Raw genomic sequence first — 21,354 nt, 5'->3', positions numbered from 1 at the left:
GGACTTCCAACGGATGGCGCCACAGTGGCCCCACAGACTTGACCCAGTTTTGGCCAAACGCGCTATGTGGTGGCTGGCGTTCGATCCTGTTCACTTGTCGCGTTCACGGGGTTGGTTCTTGGCGTTTTCTGAGTCGAGTGGGCGTTGCGATGGAGGAACAGCTCATGAGCAGACGGATCCGGGGTGTACTGGCCGCGTTCACCGGAGCGCTGCTGCTCACCATGGGCATCACCACGACCGGCGGCCAGTCCGCGCGGGCCGATGACAACGGTGTCGGGCTCAAACCCGTGCTGGGATGGAGCAGTTGGAGCTTCGTGCGCCGTGATCCGACCGCTCGGACGATCGAGGCGCAGGCGAAGGCACTCAAGGACAGCGGGCTCGCGAAGAACGGGTTCGTCTACGCCAACGTCGACGACTTCTGGTACCAGTGCCCGGGCAGCCAGGGGCCGGACGTCGACGAGTACGGCCGCTGGGTCACCGACCCCGTCAAGTTCCCGCCGCGCGGCGGTGAGAACGGCGTTCAGGTCGTCGCCGACTATGTCCACTCCCTGGGGCTGAAGTTCGGCCTGTACGTCACGCCCGGCATCTCCCGGCAGGCGGTCGCCAAGAACACCGCGATCGAGGGGACCGTCTACCACGCACGGGACATCGCCACCTCGACGACGGAGAGCAACTACAACTGCGGCGGCATGGTGGGCATCGACTACGCCAAGCCCGGTGCGCAGACTTTCATCGACTCGTGGGCCGGGCAGTTCGCCGGGTGGGGCATCGACTATCTCAAGATCGACGGTGTCGGCACGTCCGACCAACAGGACGTCCAGGCCTGGTCGGACGCGCTGCGGCACACCGGTCGGCCGATCCATCTGGAGCTGTCCAACAACCTGGACATCAACAACGCCGCCACCTGGAAGAAGCTCTCCAACGGCTGGCGCACCGGCGGCGACATCGAGTGCTACTGCGGCCCGGACGACAGCAGTTACCCCCTGACCACCTGGGCGTCCATCGCCTCGCGCTTCGACCAGGTCGCCGCGTGGGCGCCGTACGGCGGGCCCGGCGGTTACAACGACTACGACTCCCTCGAAATCGGGAACGGCGCGAACAATGGCCTCACCCCCGACGAGCGTAGGACCCAGATGAGCTTGTGGTCGCTGGCCGCCTCGCCGCTCATCCTCGGCACCGACTTGACCCATCTCGACCCCGCCGACCTCGCGTTGCTGAAGAACACCGACGTTCTCGCGGTCGACCAGGACGGCATCGACGCCAAGCGGATCTCCTCGGACGCGAACTCGCAGGTGTTCGCCAAGACCGAGGCCGACGGGGATGTCGTGGTCGGTCTGTTCAACACCGGGTCGGCTCCCCGCGAAGTCGCCACTACCGCTTCCGCGTTGGGGCTGCCCGCGGCGCGTGACTACGCCCTGCGGGATCTGTGGAGCAAGCGGCTGACCGAGTCCGCGGGACGCATCGCCGCCAATGTGCCCGCGCACGGTGTGGTCCTGTACCGGGTCCACGGCACCCACCGCACTGTGACCGGCGCGGCTCCGGACGTCTCGTTCGGGCTCAACTGGGCGCCCGCGTCGAGCGACAGCACCACGCGTACCGTCTCCGCGGTGCTGTCCGACAACGGGTCGCGGTCGATCACCGATGCCGACCTGACCCTCACCGGGCCGACCGGCACGAAGATCACCACGCGTGACGTGACCCGGGCCCGGACGGTCCACGGCGGTCACGCGCTGAAGGTCACGTACTCCGTGTCCATCCCCTCCTCCTCGAAGCTCTTCGCCTCCAACGACTTCCAGGGGACGGCGAGTTACCGCTTCCGGTCGGCCGGGAGGACCCGGCTCGCGGCCGGTGACACGATCACCGTCAACCACCAAGTCACCGCGCCATACCGGACGTTCGCCTCAACCACGGCGAGCTTCAGCGAGTCCGGCACCCAACTCGGTATCCGGGCGCAGGGCGCGGACCTGTACAACGGCACCAACGAATACGGCTCGATCTATCTGCCGGGAGCCGAGCACGACGGTTCGGTGACGACCGTGAAGCTCAACTCGCAGTCGGACACCGATGTTTGGGCGAAGGCCGGGATCATGGTCCGCAACGACATCACCGAGTCCGACACGTCTCCCGGGTATGTGGCCCTCGTCGCGACCCCGGGCAACGGCTATCTGCTCGACTGGGACAGCGACGGCGACGGAAAGCTCGACTCGCAGGACTCCGCCGGTACCGCCGCCTACCCCTCGTGGCTGAAGCTCGTCCGCGACGGCACCTCGTACAGCGGCTACTACTCGACCGACAACGCCACTTGGAACCTGGTCGGCACCATCGACGTCCCCACCGCCGCGGCCACCCAGGACGTCGGCCTCACCCAGACCTCACACGCCTCGGGCACCACCGGCGAGGCCGACTTCGACGCGTTCACGACCACGCCGTAGGTCTACGGCGACAACGGCGACGGTGTCCGTACGGCGCCCGGTGCGGTCCTAGACCGGCGCCGTGCGGGCGTGCATCGCCGGTTCGGCGGGCGGGAGTTCGGCGGCCGCCGGGAGTTCGATGGTGAACTCCGTGCGGCCCGGGACGCTGGTGACGTCGATGCGGCCGCCGTGGGCTCCCGTGATCGCCGTCGCGATGGCCAGGCCGAGGCCGGAGCCGCCCTCCTTGCCGCCGGCGCGGGCGCGGGAGGCGTCGGCGCGGGTGAAGCGTTCGAAGACCGTGGGGAGGAGGGCCGGGGGGATGCCGGGGCCGTCGTCGCGTACCCGGATGACGACGGTGTGGCCGGCGGTGGCCTCGACGCTCGCGGTGACCGTCGTGCCAACAGGTGTGTGCATACGGGCGTTGGCCAACAGGTTGGCCAACACCTGGTGCAGGCGGGCCTCGTCGCCGACGACCAGGGCCGGGGCGTCCAGGGACAGTTGGAGCTGCCACTCGTGGCCGGTGCCCGCGGCGCGCGCGTCCCACACCGCCTCGGCGAGCAGCGCCGCGAGGTCCACCTCGGCGGACTGCAACGGCCTGCCCTCGTCGAGCCGGGCGAGCAGCAGGAGGTCCTCCACTAGGCCCGTCATGCGCGCCGACTCCGCGGTGACCCGGCGCCAGGCGAGACCTGGTTCGATGCGGTCGGTGCCGCGGTTCATCAGCTCGGCGTAGCCCGCGATGGAGGCCAGCGGGGTGCGGAGTTCATGGCTGGCGTCGGCGAGGAAGCGGCGCATGCGTTCCTCGCTGCGGCGCATCTGCTCCTCGCTGCGCTGGCGTTCGGCGAGCGAGGACTCGACGTGGTCGATCATGCGGTTGAGCGCGGCGCCGACCTGGCCGGCCTCGCTGCCGGGGTCGGTGTCCCGCTCGGGCACCCGGGTGAGCGCGGTGACCTCGCCGTGGCCGAGCTGCGAGCGGGAGACCTCGACCGCGGTGGCGGCGACCCGGTCCAGCGGCCGTAGCTGCCGACGTATGACGACCGCGCACAGGCAGCCCGCCACGGTCAGTCCGGCGAGGGCGACGGCCGCCTCGACCGCCACCAGACCGCTGATCATGTCCTGTACGTCGTCCATAGGGAGGCCGGTGAGGACCCGGACGCCGTCGGTGTTGAGGGCTGTGAGCCGGTAGGTGCCGAGGCCGGGCACGGTCCGGGTGTGCATCGCACTGTCGGCGGTGATGCCCGCGAGGGCCGTGCGCTGGGCGGTGGTGAGGTTCTGGGGCGGGGCGTCCTGCCTGACGACGGCCGCGGCGATGATCGAGCCGTTTGCGTCGAACCGTGCGGCGAGCGTGCCGACGGCGTGGCCGTTCTCCATGAGGAACCCGAGGTCCCCGGTGGCAGCCGGATGATGCTGGGCCCCGCCCAGGCTGCGTTCGGCGGCGTTGCCGACCCGGTCGTCCAAGTCGCCCAGCAGATAGGCGCGTTGGACGAACACGGTGGTGAGGGCCATGGCGGCGCACACAACTACGAGGGTCGCGCTGATGAAGAGCAGGAGGCGGGTGCGCAGTGAACGGCCGTGCAGGCGGCCTCGGTTGCGGATACGGAGGTTGCGGGTTCGGAGGTTCATCTGGCGTCCTCCACGGGCCGTAGGGCGTATCCCATCCCGCGCACGGTGTGGATCATCGGAGCGCGGCCCCGGTCTATCTTCCGGCGGAGACTGGAGATGTAGACCTCGACGAGGTTGCCGCCGCCGTCGAAGCAGCTGCTCCACACCTGGTCGAGGATCTGTGCCTTGCTCAGCACCTGGCGGGGATGGTCGAGGAACAGGGTGAGCAGGTCGAACTCCTTGGCGGTGAGCTGGACCGGCTCACCGGCGCGCCGTACCTCGCGGGTCTCGCCGGTCAGGACGAGATCGCCGAGTACCCGTACGGAGTCGTCGGCCGGGGTCCGTTCGCCGCCCGCCCGGCGCAGCAGTCCGCGCAGCCGCAGCACGACCTCCTCCAGGGAGAAGGGCTTGGTGACGTAGTCGTCGGCGCCCGCTTCGAGGCCGTCGAGGCGGTGCTCGATCGCGTCGCGGGCGGTGAGCATCAGGACGGGCAGCCTGGGGTTCTCGTACCGGAGCCTGCGCAGCACCTGTACGCCGTCCAGGTCGGGCAGCATGCCGTCCAGGACGACGGCGTGCGGGGCGCAGGCGCGGGCGATGCGCAGCGCGCTGTGCCCGTCCGGCGCGGGGTAGGGCCGCCAGCCGGCCTCGGTGACCGCGACGGAGAGCAGCTCGGTGAGCGCGGGCTCGTCGTCGACGATGAGCACGCGTACTCGGCTGCCGCGGGACCCCGATGTGCCAGTCATGTCCCGATTCTGTCCCGGCCTGCTGGGGGAACCCTGTGTTCCACCTGAGCGCTGGCGATGACCTGCGCGGACGGGCGGCGGGCGAACGCGGAGGGCCGCACCCCCGTCGCCGGGGGTGCGGCCCTCAACTGCCGTACCGGAGCCGCTAGTTGCGGATCAGGTTGCGCAGGACGTACTGGAGGATGCCGCCGTTGCGGTAGTAGTCGGCCTCGCCGGGGGTGTCGATGCGGACGACCGCGTCGAACTCCACGCCGGTGTCGGTGGTGACCTTGACCGTGCTCGGGGTGGTGCCGTCGTTCAGCTCGGTGATGCCGGCGACGGAGAAGGACTCCTCCCCGGTCAGACCGAGGGACTCGGCGGACTGGCCCGCCGGGTACTGGAGCGGGATGACGCCCATGCCGATGAGGTTCGAGCGGTGGATGCGCTCGTACGACTCGGCGATGACGGCCTTGACGCCGAGGAGCGCGGTGCCCTTGGCGGCCCAGTCGCGGGACGAGCCGGAGCCGTACTCCTTGCCGGCCAGGATGACCAGCGGGATGCCCTGCTCGATGTAGTTGCGCGAGGCGTCGTAGATGAAGGAGACGGGGCCGTCGGCCTGCGTGAAGTCGCGGGTGAAGCCGCCCTCGGTGCCCGGCGCGACCTGGTTGCGCAGGCGGATGTTGGCGAAGGTGCCACGGATCATGACCTCGTGGTTGCCCCGGCGCGAGCCGTAGGAGTTGAAGTCACGCCGCTCGATGCCGTGCTCGGTGAGGTACTTGCCGGCCGGGGTGTCGGCCTTGATGGCACCGGCGGGCGAGATGTGGTCCGTCGTCACCGAGTCGCCGAGCTTGGCGAGGACGCGGGCGCCGTCGATGTCGGAGACCGGGGTGGTCTCCATCGTCATGCCCTCGAAGTACGGGGGCTTGCGGACGTAGGTCGACTGCGCGTCCCACTCGAAGGTGTTGCCCTCCGGGATGGGCAGCGCCTGCCACTGGGCGTCGCCCGCGAAGACGTCGGCGTAGGACTTGTTGAACATGTCCTCGCCGATGGAGTTGGCGACGACGTCGTTGACCTCGGCCTCGGTCGGCCAGATGTCCTCGAGGTAGACCGGCTTGCCGTCCTGGTCGACACCGAGCGCGTCCTTGGTGATGTCCACCTTCATGGAACCGGCGAGGGCGTACGCGACGACCAGCGGCGGGGACGCCAGGTAGTTCATCTTGACGTCGGGGTTGATCCGGCCCTCGAAGTTGCGGTTGCCGGAGAGCACCGAAGTCACGGCCAGGTCATGGTCGTTGACGGCCTTGGAGACCTCCTCCGGCAGCGGGCCGGAGTTGCCGATGCAGGTGGTGCAGCCGTAGCCGACGAGGTTGAAGCCGACCTTGTCGAGGTAGGGGGTGAGGCCCGCCTTGTCGAAGTAGTCGGTGACGACCTTGGAGCCGGGCGCGAGGGTGGTCTTGACCCAGGGCTTCCGCGTCAGACCCTTCTCCACGGCCTTCTTCGCGACGAGCGCGGCGGCGACCATGACGTACGGGTTCGAGGTGTTGGTGCAGGAGGTGATGGCCGCGACCGTCACCGCGCCGTGGTCGAGCTCGTAGGTCGAGCCGTCCGGGGCGGTCACCGTGACGGGGTTGCTCGGCACACCGTTGCTGGCGGCCGGGGAGTCGGAGGCCGGGAAGGACTCCTTGCCCGCCTCGTCGTCGTCGGCGACGTAGTTGCGTACGTCGCTCTTGAACTGCTCGGAGGCGTTCGCGAGGACGATGCGGTCCTGCGGGCGCTTCGGTCCTGCGATCGACGGGACGACCGTGGAGAGGTCCAGCTCCAGCTTCTCGGAGAAGTCGGGCTCGGCGGCCGGGTCCAGCCAGAGGCCCTGCTCCTTGGCGTACGACTCGACGAGCGCGACCTGCTGGTCGCTGCGGCCGGTCAGACGCAGGTACTTCAGGGTCTCGTCGTCGATCGGGAAGATCGCGGCGGTGGAACCGAACTCCGGCGACATGTTGCCGATGGTGGCGCGGTTCGCGAGGGAGGTGGCGGCGACGCCCTCGCCGTAGAACTCGACGAACTTGCCGACGACGCCGTGCTTGCGGAGCATCTCGGTGATGGTGAGCACGAGGTCCGTGGCGGTGGTGCCCGGGGTCAGCTCGCCGGTGAGCTTGAAGCCGACGACGCGCGGGATGAGCATCGAGACCGGCTGGCCGAGCATCGCGGCCTCGGCCTCGATGCCGCCGACGCCCCAGCCCAGCACACCGAGGCCGTTGACCATCGTGGTGTGCGAGTCGGTGCCGACGAGGGTGTCGGGGTACGCCTGGCCGTTGCGGACCATGACCGTGCGCGCCAGGTGCTCGATGTTGACCTGGTGGACGATGCCGGTGCCCGGCGGGACGACCTTGAACTCGTCGAACGCGGTCTGGCCCCAGCGCAGGAACTGGTAGCGCTCGCGGTTGCGGCCGTACTCCAGCTCGACGTTCTGCGCGAAGGCCTCGTGCGTGCCGAACTTGTCGGCGATGACGGAGTGGTCGATGACCAGCTCGGCCGGCGCGAGGGGGTTGATCTTCGCCGGGTCGCCGCCCAGCTCCTTCACGGCCTCACGCATGGTCGCGAGGTCCACCACGCAGGGCACGCCGGTGAAGTCCTGCATGATCACACGGGCCGGCGTGAACTGGATCTCCTGCGACGGCTGGGCCTGCGAGTCCCAGGTGCCGAGGGCGCGGATGTGGTCGGCGGTGATGTTCGCGCCGTCCTCGGTGCGGAGCAGATTCTCCAGCAGGACCTTAAGGCTGTAGGGGAGCCGGGCCGAGCCCTCCACCTTGTCCAGGCGGAAGATCTCGTACGACTCGTCGCCCACCTGCAGCGTGCTGCGGGCGTCGAAGCTGTTCGCCGACACGACAGTCTCCTTCATTGATGTGCGCGTTCCCACCGCATCCTGCCGCTACGACGTCTTGGCCGATCCGCTAAGGTAAGGCTAAGTTAGGTAAGCCTTACTGCCGGGATCGGCGGAGTGTGCGGCTGCGGTGCACCTCGGCAGATATCTCGATGTCGAGATAACTCTAGTACATGGGGGCGGGCTGGTCATGCCCGGACCCATCGTGCTGTCTCAGTGAACCCTGGGCAGCCTCGGTCTTGCCTGGGCAAATGGGTCGGCGTCCCAGTCGTCCGTGGGCGAACGGTGTCGTGTCCCAGTCTTCCGCGGGCACCGCCGGCTGACCCTTCGTAGCTCCGCTGTACCTCGTAGGCGTTGGTCGCGGAAGCCGTCACGGACCATTCCTTCCTACCGGGGGCAGCGCAATGTCACGGGCTCACCGCTGGGGGACGCGAGCTCTCCGTGCCGACGCCGCGAACCCGCTCCAGTCCACGCCCGCCCGGCACGGTTCGGGCAGCCGGTGTTCCAGGTGTCCCGCCGGACCACGGCATCCTCGACGACAGTCACGCCGCCGTACTCATCCAGCGGGACGGGCGACAGCCGGGGTCGGGCTCGGTTCCGCCAGGACTTGTCGGGCGATTTCGTACTGTCGCCGCAGCAGCGTCTTCCATGTGGTGAGGAGGCCCGGGCTCTTCTCGAGCACCTTGCGCTGGGCCGCGGCGAGACCGGTGTAGGCCGAGCGCAGGTAGTCGGTCTTCCCCTTACAGGCCACGTCGGCCCTGGCAGACGGCTCGGCACTGAATGTCGCCTTCGCCGGGAGCTTTTCCAGTACCTGCATCGGCTCACGGAACTCGAACCCCGCGCGTTTCATGCACGTCCGCCAGTCGGCGTTCAGCGATGTGTACGTCGGCGCCTTCTGGAGTCGGCTCTGCGCTTCCAGTTCCGCCTCGTACAGCCCGATACGTGTCTTCATCCACCGCAACCGGTTCTTCTCACCGAGCAGGTGGACCTCGGCCTGTGCCTGGCATCCCTTCGCGGGCCGGCTCACCTTCATCGCCGTGCCCTTGGCCGTGATGCGGTCGGATTCGTCACCGTAGAGGGCCCGCACGTAGTCCTTGCCCACGCTGCCGGGTTTCTCGACGCCCGGCTTCTGCTGTGTCGCGACGGGCTGTTCGAGGGATTCCAGCCCGAACGGCTTAGGGCGGTCCTCGGCTCCGGCCTCGGCCGGGTCGTCCGATCGGTAAGTGAACCCCTTCTCCTTCATGCACCGCGAAATGAGCGTCCACTGCGCCCTGCTGATCGCTCTGTCCGCCTTGGCGGTGCCGTAGACCTCGGCATAGATCGGCGGAAGCAGATGGGGTGCAATCGCGCGCGGAGCGGGGGCGGGGTGCGAGGCGGGAGCGCATGCCGCGCTCAGCGCCACGACCGCCGGCAACAGGAGCGCTGCGGCAAGGAGCCTCGGCGGCAGACGGCCGCCGAGGTCCTTCCTTCTGACGGAGGTCAGAAGCATGAAATGGTGGTTCTTCCCCTGAGGAGCAGCGAGCTCGCCCTGTCGTTCATGGACGCCGGGAGATACGTTCCCGTCTCGCTGCCAGGGTTCACGCAGAACAGAAACGTCCCGTAGTTGATGTCCACGTAGAAGTGGCTCTCGTAGTTGCCGGTCGAGTAGTTGCTCGCCGCGCTGACGTTGTCGTTGACCACGCCTCCGCCGTTGCTGAACGAGTCGTTCGTGAAGTTGGAGTCGGAGTTGAAATAGTCGTGGTACTGGTCGTCGTAGAGGTCGTCCTTCATGACGCAGTGGTAGCCGGCAACGCAGTTGACGTCGGCCGAGGCCGGCGAACCGGCCAGGATCCCTCCCAGCACGATCGCCCCCACCGAACCGACCGCCGTCGCCACTCGCGCAATGGACCGTATTCTCATGAGTCTCCTGCTCGCGGTTGTGTGTTGTCGGGTGTTCTCTCTTCGTGTCCCGGGTACATCCGGTGCCCCGACGTCCGCCTCGTGCATGTGAGCCACGGTCGGCCGGCGCACTGCCCCGGGCTGCGGGGCCAGAACCACGCCGTCGGCAGTGGTCGTGCTTCGTGCCGCTGCCGGACCGACGGGCCCGCTGGCGTCGACTCATCCTCCCGACACCCCCAGCGGCTGTCATGCTCATCCGACCTCCGTGACATGTCGCAGGTCACAGCCCGGAGGGGCGGGCTCCCCATAGCCCGATACCGCGCGCCGAGAAAACCGCTGGAGCCGACGCGTCGCGGGCCCGTACCGTCCCCGGAATGACCTATCTGAGCCCGCTCGGTTATCTGCTGGGACTTGAGGGTGCCGCCCTGCTGCGTGGCTTCAGAGAAAGAAGCGCCGACCAGGCCTTCGTCGAGGACCGGATCGCCGAGATCCGCAGGCTGCTGGACACCCCGGAGCTAGCCGATACGGAGGGCGTCACCGCGATACCGGGCGCGATCAGCACGGCCGATGTCTATGAGGACTGGGCACCGCACTACGACGCCCCCGGCAACACGATGATCGACGTCGAGCAGCCCGTCGTCCGGCGCATCCTGGACGGCCTGCCGGTCGGCGCGGCGCTGGACGCGGCCTGCGGCACCGGTCGGCACACGGCCTATCTGCACCGGCTCGGCCATCGGGTGACCGGCTGCGACGCCTCGCCGGACATGCTCGCGCGGGCACGCGAGCGGCTGCCGGAGGTCGATCTCCGCGAGGGCGATCTGCATCAACTGCCGCTTCCCGACGGTGCGGTTGACACCGTCGTCTGCGCGCTGGCGCTGACCCACGTCCCCGATCTGGCGGCCGTGCTGGCCGAGTTCGCGCGCGTGCTGCGCCCCGGCGGGCACCTCGTCATCTCGGACGCGCACTTCCTCGTGCCCTACCTCAGTCCCACTCTCCCCCGCCGCCCCGGCCCGGACGGCCGCCCTACTCTGCTGACCGAACACCATCGCCCGCTCAGCGCCTACCTCTCGGCCGCCCTCCCCCTCGGGTTCCAGGTCCGGCACTGCGAGGAGCCCCGCCGCCCGCGCCGCTCCCTCGATGCCGGCGCCGCCCCGGACCCGTTGCCCACCCATATGTCCTGGGACCTCCTGCACCGGTGTCCCGAAGCGTCCGCCGCCGCCCTGGACGAATCCCCGGTCGCCGTGGTCTGGCACTTCCAACTCGAAGGCAGCGGGGCGGAGTGAGCTTCGACCCGCCGCCATATCCGCGCGTCTTCGGGGTACCCGGTGCGGGACGAAAGGGGGCGGGTATGCCGCTCACGTTCCGCAAGAGCTTCCGGATCCTTCCTTGGCTGCGACTGAACATCAACAAGGGGTCCATGTCGTTCACGACAGGGGGCAAGCAAGGCCCGCGCTACACGCGCAGCACCTCGGGGCGCCGTACGACATCGATGAACCTGCCTGGGCCCTTCGGGTGGCGCAAGACGCGCACCAAGAAGGACGACTGACGGCAACCGACAGCACCGCTGACCGGTCGTCACCCGAACGGACCCCCCAAGAGGCGCCATCTCATATCTGAGATAACCTCGGCCTCATGGCAGACGACTACCTCGTACGTATCGGCAAGCTCATCCGTGACGCCCGGCAACATAGGGGCTGGACACAGACGCAGCTTGCCGAGGCGCTCGGCACCAGTCAGAGCGCCGTCAATCGCATCGAGCGCGGCAACCAAAACATCAGCCTTGAGATGATCGCTCGAATCGGTGAAGCACTGGACAGCGAGATCGTCTCTCTGGGCTACGCCGGTCCGATGCATCTGCGGGTGGTCGGCGGCCGTCGGCTGTCCGGTGCGATCGATGTGAAGACCAGCAAGAACGCGTGCGTGGCGCTGCTGTGCGCCTCGCTCCTCAACAAGGGGCGCACAGTGCTGCGCCGGGTCGCGCGGATCGAGGAGGTGTACCGCCTTCTGGAGGTACTCGGCTCGATCGGCGTCCGTACCCGCTGGATCAACGACGGCGTCGACCTGGAGATCGTGCCGCCGGCCGAGCTGGAGATGGCCGCGATCGACGCGGAGGCGGCCAAGCGCACGCGCTCGATCATCATGTTCCTCGGCCCGCTGCTGCACCGCATGGACAGCTTCAAGCTGCCGTACGCGGGCGGTTGCGACCTCGGTACGCGCACGATCGAGCCGCACATGATCGCGCTGCGCCGCTTCGGCCTCGACATCGCCGCGACCGAGGGGCTGTACCACGCGCGGGTCGACCGGTCCGTCTCCCCCGACCGCCCGATCGTGCTGACCGAGCGCGGCGACACCGTCACCGAGAACGCGCTGCTCGCCGCCGCCCGCCACGACGGCGCCACGGTCATCCGCAACGCGTCCTCCAACTACATGGTCCAGGACCTCTGTTTCTTCCTGGAGGCGCTCGGCGTACGGGTCGAGGGCATCGGCACCACCACGCTCACCGTGCACGGCGTGCCGACCATCGACGTCGACGTGGACTACTCCCCCTCCGAGGACCCGGTCGAGGCGATGAGCCTGCTGGCCGCCGCCGTCGTCACCGAGTCGGAGCTGACGGTCCGCCGGGTACCCATCGAGTTCCTGGAGATCGAGCTCGCGGTCCTGGAGGAGATGGGCCTCGACCACGACCGGACGCCCGAGTACGTCGCGGACAACGGCCGTACGCGCCTGGTGGACCTCACGGTCCGGCCCTCCAAGCTGGAGGCGCCGATCGACAAGATCCACCCGATGCCGTTCCCCGGCCTGAACATCGACAACGTGCCGTTCTTCGCGGCGATCGCGGCGGTCGCGCAGGGGCAGACCCTCATCCACGACTGGGTCTACGACAACCGCGCGATCTATCTGACCGACCTCAACCGCCTCGGCGGTCGCCTCCAACTCCTCGACCCGCACCGGGTGTTGGTCGAGGGTCCGACCCGCTGGCGGGCCGCCGAGATGATGTGCCCGCCGGCGCTGCGGCCCGCGGTCGTCGTCCTGCTCGCGATGATGGCGGCCGAGGGCACGTCCGTGCTGCGGAACGTGTATGTCATCAACCGCGGTTATGAGGATCTGGCGGAGCGGCTCAACTCGATCGGGGCGCAGATCGAGATCTTCCGGGACATCTAGCTCCGCTCCGATACGGGACATCCGGGCGGGACTTGGATGTCCAAGGTGTCCAAGGTGTCCGGGGCGTCCAGGGTGTCCGGGGTGCCGCCGTGCCTTCACGGGTGCGGCGGCACCGCCGTGTTCAGCGGGTGCTCCATTTCTGGTTGTCCTGGCCGTTGCAGTCCCAGAGTTGGAGCCGGGTGCCGTTGGCGGTCTTCTGGTCCTTGACGTCCACACACTTGTTGGACTGCGGATTCACCAGGTCGTTGCTGGAGTTGAGGCGGAACTGCTGGGCCGGGTTGCCGCTGCACACCGCGATCTGGATCACCGCGCCGTTCGCCGACGAGCCCCAGGCGACGTCCATGCACAGGCCCATCGAGCGGATCGTGCCGTCCGAACGGAAGTCCCACTTCTGCCAGTTCTTGCCGGTGCAGCTGTTGATCTGCAGCGGCGAACCGTCGGCGCCCTTGTGACCCACCATCTCGATGCACTTGTTGGAGGCGTGGCCGTAGATGGTGGTACCGGGGGCGACGGTCACCGTCTTGGTGGCCGTGGCCTTGGTCGTGGTGGACTTCTTCTTCGAACTCCCGCCGGAGGACGCCTTCTTGGGAGCCTGGGCGGAACTGCCCGCGATCACTCCGGCACCGGAACCGGCGGCCGCCGCTCCCGCGCCGTTCTTCACCGTGTTGTTCTTGCCGCCGGCCGTGTGCGAGGGGGTCGGCTTCGGCGAGGTCGGGTCCGGACTGGCCGAACCGTAGGCACCGGCACCGCTGCCCGCCGTCTCCCCGTTCAACACGGTTCCCGCGTCGGCCACTTGGTCCGACGGCTTCGAGTCCGAGCTCGACCTGCCGAGCAGACCCGACACCAGGAACGGCACACCGACCAGCAGCGCGCCGGCTATCGCGGCTCCGGCGAGGAGGCCACGGGAGGGGCGGCCGAAGGCGGGGGCCGCGGCCGCGGTGCCCTCGCCGGAATCGGCGCCGGACCCCGATCCGGATTCGGCCGCCGCCGCTCCGGCCAGGGCGTCGGCGCCCGCGTCGGGGTCGGCGTGGGCGTCGGGGTCGGCGTGGGTGTCAGGGGCTGCTTCGGGAGCTGCTTCGGAGGTGGCGCCTTCGTCGGTGCCTACGTCGGTTCCCGCATCGGTTCCTACATCGGTTCCTGCATCAGTGCCTGCATCGGTGCCTACGACGGCTTCCGCGGTGGGGAGTTGGGCTGTGCCGGTGGCCTGCGAGGGGGGTGCGAGTGCCGCTTCCGCCTCCGCCGCGGTGTCCGGGGCGCCGGTGCGGGCGGCCGTCGTCTCCCCGCTGGTCGGCGGGAGTGCCGCTTCGGTCTCGGGGGCGCCGCCCGCGGTGGTGTCCGGGGCCGCGGTGGGCTCCGTCCCGCCCGTCGCTGCCTGGTGGTGCGGGCTGTTCTTGCCGGACATGCTGTTCCTTCCAGAAAGGTGATCGGGTGACGACCGGTCAGTCGTCGTCCGGGGCGGGCGGGTTGACCGAGAACCGGTTGCCGTCGAAGTACAAGGTCAGCGGGGTGCCGTCGGCCGGGCCGAAGCGTTGGACGCGGTCGCCGGGGCTGAGCACCTGGACCGGGCGCCCGGTGTCCCGTACGACCAGTGCCGCCAGGGTGGCCACGTAGAAGGGGGTGTCGGGGCTGGCCAGCACCAGTGCGAGGCGGGCGGAGTCGTCGAGTCCGGCCTCCGCGACGGTCACCATGCCGTTCTGGAGGATCGCCTGAGCGCGCAACTCCTCGGTGAGGGCGCCGATGTGTGCCAGCGCGCCGGTCGACACGTCTGTGCCCGGGGCCGGGAATCTCGGGTCGTCGGGGGCGCCATGAGCCGCCACATCGGCCTGGACCCAGGCGAGCAGCGCACCGTGTGGGTCACGGTCCCGGGCCCACGCGGGGGCGGCGCCGGAGTCGGCGAGCAGCCGGGCCAGTGAACGGGCGAACGTCTCGGGGCGCTGCTCCCGCGACACGACGGGGCGGTAGCGGCCGCCGCCGGAGCCTTCACCGCGCCGGCCGTTCGCACCGCCGTCGCCTTCGTCGCCGTCGCTTTCGCCGTCCTGGCCGTCCTGGCCGTCCTGGCCGTCCTCGTCGTCCTCGTCGTCCTCTTCGTCGTCCTCGTCGTCTTCTGATTCCCCGTCGGTGTCGTTCCCGGCTCCGGCCGGCTGGAACTCCGGTTGCTGGGGCGCCACTTGAGGGTCGTCCTCGGGTTCTTCCTGCGGGTCCTCCGCCGGTTCGGCCGTCGGTCCGGCGTCGTCGCGGGCCGGTGTCGGGCGGTGGGTGCGGCGGGGCCAGGTGGCGGGGGTCGCGGCCAGGGAGCCGGTCGGCAGGGGTGCCGTGCCGTCGCCCGTCGCCGCTCGCCGCGCCTCCAGGACGGTGACGACATCGGCGAGGTCCCGCTCCGCGTGGCGCTGCCGGGTCGCCTGCCTGGCCTGCTCGGCGAGGGAGTCGGCGATCTCGTGCCGGAGGGCGTCGAACGCCTCCTGGGCCTCGTTCCGCGCGGCGACCAACTGGTCGTGGCGTGCCGTGGCGGCGGTGAGCGCCGCCTGAGCCGTGCCGTGCGCCTCGGTCGCCGTCGCGACCCTGTTCCGGGCGCTGGTCAGGGCGCCGGCGGCGTGGCGTGCCACGTCCTCGGCCAGGCCGAGCCTGCGCCGGGTGTCGTTGGCGGCGTGCCGGGCGGCGTCGACGGCGCGGTCGGCTGCCGCGGCCTCGGTCCGTGCCTGGTCCAGCGCGGTACGGGCCCGGTTCCGGTGCGACTCGCGCCGGGCGGGCGAACCGGAGCCGCCCGAGGAGGAGTTGCCCTCGCCCCGACGCGAACTCCCGCCCTGGGCCGACGAGTTGCCGGGCCGCTGCCGTGCGGCCTCCTCCGCCTCGCGTACGGCCCTCTCCGCCGCCGCCAGTTCGTCCTGCGCCGTGCGGACCGCGTCGTGGAACTCCCCAGCCGCACGGGTCGCGTCCGCCACCCGTCCGGTCTGGTCCTGGAGGTCCCTGGTCAACTCCGTGACACGGGCGCGCCGTTCCTGATCGGTGCGCTCGGCGACCGGGACGGCCCGCTCGGCGGCGGTGAGTTCGGTGGCCGCGGCGTTCGCGGCGGCGCGGGCGTCGTCCCGGTCCCCCTCCGCCTCCGTGACCGGCGGCTCGGTCTCGTCCAGCACGCGCTGGGCATCCGGCACCCGCTCCTGGAGCTGGGCCTCCCGCGTGCGTGCGACGTCCTCCGCCTGCCCGGCCTCGTCCAGCGTGCGCATCTGATCCCGTACGTCCGTCCAACCGGCGTCGTCGGCCGCGTCGTCCCGCTCCTCGTCCTCCCGCCCCGCGCCCGGTTCCTCCACGCCCAGCGTGACCTCCGGGTCCCCGTCCGCCGCGAACCGCCGGAACCGCACGCCCTCGCCGTCACGCAGCGCGAGTTCAACAGGCCGTCGTAGCAGCGCGGCCGTGCCCGAAGCGGCGTACAGGGCGCGGGCCGTCTGCTCGGCGCTGCCGTCCGTGGCGAGCCACAGCTGGAGCATGTCGTCGGCGCCGTGTGCGTCGGGGTCCGCCTGGATGCCCTGGACCAGCAGGGTCGGCAGGTCGCGGAGCGGGACCGTGCGCCAATTGCGCAGGACCTCGTCCGCGCGGTCGCCCGGTGCCTGCGCGTCGGCGGCCTCGCGGGTCAGGGAGGCGCCGTCGTACACGCCCGGGTCGGTGCGGGAGGTGGTGACGCCGTGGCCGAGGAGGTCGCGCTCCAGGGGGCGCAGCCGGACCGTGCCGGAGACGTACCGGGTGCCGTTCGGGCCGTGCACGGTGATCAGGGCGTCGGCGAGGATCTCGTGGCTGCGGGTGCCGCGCGCGCCCTCCGGGGTGGTGGTGTTGCCGTGCTTGAGCCACTCGCGGCGGGTGCCCGCGACGGCCGCGCCCGAGCCGGGGTCCTGGGCCGGGCGGGCCAGGACCGGCGCGGTGAAGCCGAGGAGTTGGCGGTTGGAGTCGTGGAGGCTGAAGGCGCCCTGTGCCGAGAGGCCGCCGGTGAGACCCGCGTGCGAGGCGGAGCCCGCGCTGACCGTGCTGAGCCGTACCCGGTCGATCGTCACGTCCCCGGTGTCGGTCTCCCGGCGCGGCCGGAACAGCTCCACGGTGAGCCGGGGCGGGGTGCCGGGAGGACTCTGGAACGGGTAGGCACCCGGCATCGTGGTGGTGATGCCGGCGGGGCCGCGCGGGTGGTCCAGCGAGATGGTGCCGGCCTGGAGGAGTTCGCCGATCCGTACGGCGGTTGCGTCCGCGGAGTCGGAGGCGGCGAGCGCGCGCCAGGAGCGGGTGAGGGCCGGGGCCACCTCGCCGAGCGCGGTGGCGAGGTGGGTGCCCGCGTCGAAGGAGAACACCGGTGCGGGGCCGCCCGGTGTGAAGCGTCGCCCGGTCGCCGTCGGCCGTCGCACCGAGTGGCCCGCCGTCAACTGCGGCTCGGGCGTGGCGGGTTCGGCGGTCTCGCTGCCGGTGAAGCGCAGCGCGGCGGCGGTGTGCACCGTGACGCTCCGCGTCGGCCGGCCGAAGAAGAGGTGGGCGATGCGATTGGCGAGCGGAGTGTCCGCGTCGGTCAGGCTGAGCACGCCGTGCTGGAACACACTGCCCGGCAGGTCCACCAGCCAGTCGGCGGTCGGCGTCGACCGTACGGTGGCGACGATCCGGTACGGGACGCCGTCGAAGTCGGCGACGTTGTCGGTGCGCAGCCAGTGCCGGTCCTCGGCGGCCCGGGTCACCCGGGCCGAGTTGCCGCGCACGGTGTCCGCGCTGAGCAGCGCGGCCGCCCGGTCGGTGCGGGGGCCGCCGGTGGGCCTCGGGAACCGGGCCTGGAACTGGACGAACCCGGAGTGCCGGGTGCTGTGGGAGGTCTTGTCGGTCACCGAGGACGGGGTGTGGCCGTGGTACTGCTCGATGCCGGAGCCCGCTGCCCCCGGGTATCCGCGCAGCAGCCGTAGCGCGTGGTCGTCGGCGTCCGGCTGGGCGGAGAGGGTGACCTCGACGAGGCGGGCACCGCCGTAGCCGACGTGGCGGAACCGGAAGCGTTGTACGTGGCCGGGGCCGCGCCCGGCCAGGGTGCGCAGGCCCGCCGTGGAGGTGAGGTCGGCGATACGGGTGTCGACGCCGGAGAGGTACGACGCGTGGCCCGGGCGGGTGGTGCCGGGGGCCTCGTCCTCGATGAGGGGGAGAAGTTGTTGGCGCAGTCGGTCGGGGCGCTGCACGGTGCGGGTGGCGTCGATGTACTGGTCCATCGCCTGGACGCTGCCGAGGCCCACCTCGCGGGAGGCGACGAAGCGGCGCGGCAGCGGCACGGAGCCCGGTACCGCTGCGGGCACGGTGAGTCCGGGCACGGTCGTGAACCAGGCCGCGTGGCGCCGGAGTTGGGCCGGGGTGGCCAGGAACCGTACGGCGTCCGGCAGTTCGACCGCCACCGTGACGGCGCGGCCCTCGCCCTGCCCGAACGCGTTGCCCACGGCGTTGCGGGTGCCGCGCCGGAAGGTGACCAGGAGGAGCGCGTCGGCCGTGATGCGGTGCTGGGCGCCGCTCTCGGTGGCGGTGCGGTTCACGACCGTCGAGGAGGCGAGCGCCCGCGACCGGTCGGCGCGGGTGGTACGGGTGTAGCGGGCCGAGGGGTTGAGGCTCGCCGTGCGGGGCGCGGAACCGGTCGTAGAGCTGTCTTGTTGCTGTTCCGGGTCGTCGGCGCGGCGTTGCATGCCGCCGTCGCCGAGGCCGCCGACGTCGCCGTCGTTGCCTGCGGCCTGGTCGGAACTCGGGGTCTGGGCCGAGGAGTTGTTGCGGACCGCGGTGAAGCCGCCCGCCCACTGCGCGGCGCCGGACACCCCGCGCTGCTGCCCGGCGCCGTCGGCGGCGCTGAGCCCGGTCTCGAAGTACTGCGTGATCTCACCCGACGCCCGCGGCCGGCGCAGCGCGCCCCGGATCTCCACCGACAGCACCTCGTCCGCGGCGAGCCCCGGCAGGGTGAGCCCCTCGATCACATAGGCGCCCTTGAACACCTGGTGGCCGCGGGCCAGCAGGGCTGCGGGGCTGCGGGCGGCGCTGAGCATCTCCGCCGTCACCGTGGTCGGGTCGGTGGCATCGGCGCCGGCCAGCGACTCGCCGACGGCACGTCCAACGCGCGCCACCGGCCCGGGAGTCACGCCCCCGACCGCGTCCCGTACGCCGTCCAGCAGACCGCGCGCCGGATGCCCCTGGTACGTGTTGCCGAGCACCGCGCGGAACGCCTCGTCCAGCGCGGCCGACGCCTGGAACACCTCCACCATCGAGTCGTCGGGCAGCGGTATCGCGCCGTCCAGCAGGCCGCCGTTCGCGTCGGTCAGGTCGAGCGCCGTGCGGTCGGCGTCGTCGGCCGCCCGCACGGTGTGCGCGGCGGGCGCCGCCGGGACGGCCTCGTCGCCGGGCAGCGTACGGAGCGTCGGCACCGACAGCCGCAGCGTCCCCGCCACCCGGTCCGGCGGCGAAGGCGGGTCGTCCGGACCGGGCGCCGGAGCGCCGTGCGGGACATACGGCTCTACGACCGTCTGGTGCGCGAACCGCAGCAGGGCCTCCTCCCCCGGTCCCTCGTACAGGTCGAGCGCGAGGGCGGCCGGCACCTCGAACACCTCGCTGCGCTGTCCCGCCCCGCTGCCGATGAACTGCTGGTCGTGCCCGAGGGACAACTGCACACTGTTGTCGTGCTGCACCTGGTGGTTGCGCACATGGTCGGCGGTGCCGCCGAGAGTCCACGCGCCGCCGCGCACCGGCCCTCCGACCGAACCGCCGACGCCGTACGACACCCCGTACTGCGACCCGTTCTGGTCGGTGGCGACCGTCGACAGCGAGGCCAGACCGGTGCCCTGCACATCCGGCAACACCGTGGTGTGCGTGCTCTCGCCCTCGCCGCGCACCGCGCTGAGCACCAGCCGCACCCGGCGATTGCCGCCCACCCCCGGGATCTCCAGGAAGAGCGAGTGGCCGCCGTCCAGCATGGCGTCCGTGGCGGCCCGCAGCCCGATCTGCGACCGGGTCTGCTCGAACCGGCGCAGGTTGTTCAACTGGGCCTGCACCAGTGCCTCGTCGGGCATCACCCGGGTGCGGGCGTTGGCGTCGGCGGGCAGGAAGCCCTCGCGGCGCAGCCAGTTCTCGGCGTGCACGAAGAGCGGTTCGGCGCCCGTCACGGCCAGCGGTGTCGCGTTGGCGCCGATCGACCGCAGATGCTCCAACTCCGCCGGGAGCCGCCGCAGTTCCTCCTCCGCCGGCGCATGGCCCCGGGCGTCCTCGGCGGTCATCACCCGCAGATGCATTCCGGCTCGCCACTCGCCCGGCTCGAAGATCTCCCGCCCGCCGCCCGGCCGGTGGAACGCCAGCGTGTGCTCCACCGAGGCCGGCACCAGCAGGTGACTGCGGTTGGTGCGCACCGCGTGCATCAGCGACGCGCCGGCGCTCTGGCTCAGCGAGTCGCTCGTCCCGGCCTGGACCGAGGCCCGCCCCAGCACACCGCCGCCGACCTTCCGCGTCGCCTCCGGGTGGCCCTGGCTGTGGTCGCCGGTGAGCGCGGGACCGACGCTCCCGGACAGGGAAGCGCCGCTGCTGAACTTCGACTGGGCGTCGAGCTTCACCAGCTGCGTGAGGTGGCTCTCCAGGTTGATCTTCCCGGCAACGCTCCGCCGCTGCGGCTCGCCCACCGTCACCTCGGTCAGCAACTGGAACATGCCGAGCGCGCGTCCCGACGTGTCGAGCAGCACCGGCGAGAAGACGCCCCCCTCCCGCTGCATCGGCAGGGTGCCCCGCAGCAACGGCTCCGACAGGAACGTCTCCAGCTCCGCCAGGGAGTCCTTGTCCACGTCCTCCAGCCGGACCCTGAAGCGTTGCAGCGTCTCCGCGAGCAGCCGCCCCGGCTCCGCCACCGTGTCCACGCCCCAGATCGGCAGCTCGTCCAGATCCGCCGCCGCCGGCAACTCCCCGGCCTCGTCCCGCGTCAGATGCTGCGGGAACCAGAGGGTCACCGGCCCGTGCGACTGCTCCGGCGACCAGTCGAGGGGAGCGGCCAGCGCCGGAGTGTCGACCCGTACGTCCCACAGGGCGGTGAAGTCGTACGGCTCCGAAGGCTCGTTGCTGCGCTGCGCCGTCGTCGACGTCACCGCCGTCGTCACCGACGCGCTCGACGAGAGCTGGTTCAAGGTCAGCGCGAGGGTCAGCGCGGCATCGACACCGCGCACCGGGATCGCGCGGGCCACCGGGAACAGCGCGGTCCAAGGCAGCATCACCGTACGGATGTTGCCGGACGCCTCCGACGACACGGACTCCTGCGAACCGATGCCACGCCGCTCCACCCGTACGTCCCGCACGGCGCCCTCGGCCTCCCCGTACCGGGCCGCCTCCCTCGGGTCCGCGAGCCGCATCCGCAGGTCCACGTCCCGGTCCCGGCCGTCCACGGTCACCCTGATCCGGAAACCCAGACTCCCGCGCAGATACGGCAGGTTGAGCACCAGCGTCTCGGCGCTCGCCACCGTCCGCAACTGCTCCCGCACCGGATGCGTGTCCGGCACGTTCCCCAGCCCGAGCGCCGTCATCACCTGCTGGTGCAGCCCGCTCACGAGGTCCGCCGACAGCGGCTCGGGAAGCACCAGGCCTACGTTGCCGTCCCGTTGGGACCCGTAGTGCCGGACGAACCCCGAAGTGGACGCCGCGAGCGGGGCGTTGGAGGTGGGCCAGGTGAGGGTGGAGTCGGTGGGGATGGGGG

Annotated in this window: 11 protein-coding genes; 4 read left to right on the top strand and 7 right to left on the bottom strand. The window is 70.9% G+C overall.

Annotation, left to right across the window (positions count from 1 at the left end; genetic code table 11):
* Positions 1 to 164: 164 nt before the first annotated feature.
* Positions 165 to 2,432, top strand: coding sequence for an NEW3 domain-containing protein (locus ACNFOC_RS30255; protein WP_416962246.1), 2,268 nt, complete (start codon positions 165 to 167; stop codon positions 2,430 to 2,432).
* 48 nt (positions 2,433 to 2,480) lie between these two features.
* On the opposite strand, the gene ACNFOC_RS30250 is transcribed toward ACNFOC_RS30255, so the two are convergent.
* From ACNFOC_RS30250 to ACNFOC_RS30230, 5 genes are all read right to left on the bottom strand, one after another.
* On the bottom strand, positions 2,481 to 4,031 hold the full coding sequence (locus tag ACNFOC_RS30250; RefSeq protein WP_416962245.1) for a sensor histidine kinase: 1,551 nt from the start codon (positions 4,029 to 4,031) through the stop codon (positions 2,481 to 2,483).
* Positions 4,028 to 4,753: a response regulator transcription factor gene (locus tag ACNFOC_RS30245; protein WP_416962244.1), complete on the bottom strand. Its 726-nt coding sequence runs from the start codon at positions 4,751 to 4,753 to the stop codon at positions 4,028 to 4,030. Before ACNFOC_RS30245 ends, ACNFOC_RS30250 begins: the two co-directional genes overlap by 4 nt.
* Positions 4,754 to 4,898: 145 nt before the next feature.
* Positions 4,899 to 7,613, bottom strand: coding sequence for an aconitate hydratase AcnA (acnA, locus tag ACNFOC_RS30240; RefSeq protein WP_416962243.1), 2,715 nt, complete (start codon positions 7,611 to 7,613; stop codon positions 4,899 to 4,901).
* 553 nt (positions 7,614 to 8,166) lie between these two features.
* Positions 8,167 to 9,012: a hypothetical protein gene (locus ACNFOC_RS30235; protein WP_416962242.1), complete on the bottom strand. Its 846-nt coding sequence runs from the start codon at positions 9,010 to 9,012 to the stop codon at positions 8,167 to 8,169.
* Between the two features lie 77 nt (positions 9,013 to 9,089).
* Positions 9,090 to 9,509 carry a hypothetical protein gene (locus ACNFOC_RS30230; RefSeq protein WP_416962241.1) on the bottom strand — a complete coding sequence of 140 codons (420 nt, stop codon included), beginning with the start codon at positions 9,507 to 9,509 and terminating at the stop codon, positions 9,090 to 9,092.
* A gap of 353 nt (positions 9,510 to 9,862) precedes the next feature.
* On the opposite strand from ACNFOC_RS30230, the gene ACNFOC_RS30225 reads away from it, so the two are divergent.
* The 3 genes from ACNFOC_RS30225 (at position 9,863) to relB (ending at position 12,650) form a co-directional block, all read left to right on the top strand.
* Positions 9,863 to 10,771 carry a class I SAM-dependent methyltransferase gene (locus ACNFOC_RS30225; protein ID WP_416962240.1) on the top strand — a complete coding sequence of 303 codons (909 nt, stop codon included), beginning with the start codon at positions 9,863 to 9,865 and terminating at the stop codon, positions 10,769 to 10,771.
* 65 nt (positions 10,772 to 10,836) lie between these two features.
* Positions 10,837 to 11,034 (top strand): DUF4236 domain-containing protein, encoded by a 198-nt coding sequence (locus ACNFOC_RS30220; protein WP_416962239.1) that lies wholly within the window; start codon positions 10,837 to 10,839, stop codon positions 11,032 to 11,034.
* A gap of 86 nt (positions 11,035 to 11,120) precedes the next feature.
* Positions 11,121 to 12,650, top strand: coding sequence for a type II toxin-antitoxin system RelB family anti-toxin (gene relB, locus ACNFOC_RS30215; protein ID WP_416962238.1), 1,530 nt, complete (start codon positions 11,121 to 11,123; stop codon positions 12,648 to 12,650).
* Between the two features lie 121 nt (positions 12,651 to 12,771).
* Here the strand turns inward: relB and ACNFOC_RS30210 are convergent, their stop codons facing one another.
* Positions 12,772 to 14,052 carry a ricin-type beta-trefoil lectin domain protein gene (locus tag ACNFOC_RS30210; protein ID WP_416962237.1) on the bottom strand — a complete coding sequence of 427 codons (1,281 nt, stop codon included), beginning with the start codon at positions 14,050 to 14,052 and terminating at the stop codon, positions 12,772 to 12,774.
* A gap of 37 nt (positions 14,053 to 14,089) precedes the next feature.
* A complete protein-coding gene (locus ACNFOC_RS30205; protein ID WP_416962236.1) occupies positions 14,090 to 21,238 on the bottom strand; it encodes a hypothetical protein in 7,149 nt (2,382 codons plus the stop codon).
* Positions 21,239 to 21,354: the final 116 nt, after the last annotated feature.

This window comes from Streptomyces colwelliae, assembly GCF_048158785.1.
In the GTDB taxonomy this organism is placed as follows: Bacteria; Actinomycetota; Actinomycetes; order Streptomycetales; family Streptomycetaceae; genus Streptomyces.
This window is presented reverse-complemented; position numbering and strand designations above follow the sequence as displayed.

Bases quoted from the DNA above. Each gene is read 5' to 3' on its own strand.
- ACNFOC_RS30230 (WP_416962241.1), bottom strand. From the start codon at position 9,509: ATGAGAATACGGTCCATTGCGCGAGTGGCGACGGCGGTCGGTTCGGTG.
- ACNFOC_RS30245 (WP_416962244.1), bottom strand. From the start codon at position 4,753: ATGACTGGCACATCGGGGTCCCGCGGCAGCCGAGTACGCGTGCTCATC.
- ACNFOC_RS30250 (WP_416962245.1), bottom strand. From the start codon at position 4,031: ATGAACCTCCGAACCCGCAACCTCCGTATCCGCAACCGAGGCCGCCTG.
- ACNFOC_RS30255 (WP_416962246.1), top strand. From the start codon at position 165: ATGAGCAGACGGATCCGGGGTGTACTGGCCGCGTTCACCGGAGCGCTG.
- relB (WP_416962238.1), top strand. From the start codon at position 11,121: ATGGCAGACGACTACCTCGTACGTATCGGCAAGCTCATCCGTGACGCC.
- ACNFOC_RS30220 (WP_416962239.1), top strand. From the start codon at position 10,837: ATGCCGCTCACGTTCCGCAAGAGCTTCCGGATCCTTCCTTGGCTGCGA.
- ACNFOC_RS30225 (WP_416962240.1), top strand. From the start codon at position 9,863: ATGACCTATCTGAGCCCGCTCGGTTATCTGCTGGGACTTGAGGGTGCC.
- ACNFOC_RS30210 (WP_416962237.1), bottom strand. From the start codon at position 14,052: ATGTCCGGCAAGAACAGCCCGCACCACCAGGCAGCGACGGGCGGGACG.